This is a genomic window from Kocuria rhizosphaericola (assembly GCF_044462205.1).
Classification (GTDB): domain Bacteria; phylum Actinomycetota; class Actinomycetes; order Actinomycetales; family Micrococcaceae; genus Kocuria; species Kocuria rhizosphaericola.
Window position 1 is genome coordinate 1 of the sequence record NZ_JBISWK010000165.1, and the last position, 808, is coordinate 808.

The following is an 808-nucleotide window of genomic DNA, read 5'->3' on the forward strand; positions in this document are numbered from 1 at the left end:
CCCCCGACGCATTCCACTTCCTCCTGGCAGGAGTCCTCGACCCAGGAGAGAAGCATGACGGACAGGATCGGCATCTCCGTCATCGGCGCCGGCATGGCAGGCCCACGCGGCGGCCCACCGTGTGGCGCCCGCGCTCTACGACCCCGTCCTGTCCCCGTTGCGCCACGTCGCCATCGGTGACGTCAACGAGACGGTGGGCGGTCACGTCGCCCGCCGCTACGGCTACGAGAAGGCCGTGGGGTCCTGGGAGGCGATCGCGGAGGACCCGGAGATCGACGTGGTCGGCGTCGTCGTCGCGAACCGCTGCCACCGCCAGGTCGTCGAGGGCCTGTTGGAGGCCGGCGACACCTACGAGCCGGTCGAGAACGACGACTACGCGGCCTGCTCGGCAGATTTCGCCCAGGGCGCGGGCAGCCTCGAGGTCTCCCCGGGTGGCGGCCGGGCACCCGAACACGCTGATCTCCGTGGTGTTCTGCGAGAGGGGCGCGGCGCGGTTCCACCAGCTGCCCCCCGCCGAGATCGAGCTGCTCCTCACGGACGGTCCCGAGGCCACCGACGGCTCCGGCCAGAACGACGCCTTCGGCCACCAGGCCCGCGCCTTACTGGAGGAGGTCGCCGGTCTCGAGGAGTCGGCGTCCCTGCCCGGCAACGCCTCCTTCGCGGACGGCGTGTACAACATGGTGGTCCTGGAGGCGGCCGTGGAGTCCGCCGCCCAGCACGGGAGGAAGGTCACCCTGTGAAGTTCGGCGTCCACAACGCGATCCTGCACGACCGCCCGCTCCCCGATGCGCTGAAGCGTCCGCCCGTG

At 71.3% G+C, this 808-nt stretch carries 1 protein-coding gene and 1 pseudogene; both read left to right on the forward strand.

The genetic code is table 11. The features are described 5' to 3' along the window. Positions 1 to 121: 121 nt before the first annotated feature. Positions 122 to 283 (forward strand): annotated as a pseudogene (locus tag ACH9D2_RS17100) (Gfo/Idh/MocA family protein); the annotation flags it as partial. 148 nt (positions 284 to 431) lie between these two features. Further along, positions 432 to 740: a hypothetical protein gene (locus ACH9D2_RS17105; protein WP_396364025.1), complete on the forward strand. Its 309-nt coding sequence runs from the start codon at positions 432 to 434 to the stop codon at positions 738 to 740. Positions 741 to 808 lie beyond the last annotated feature (68 nt).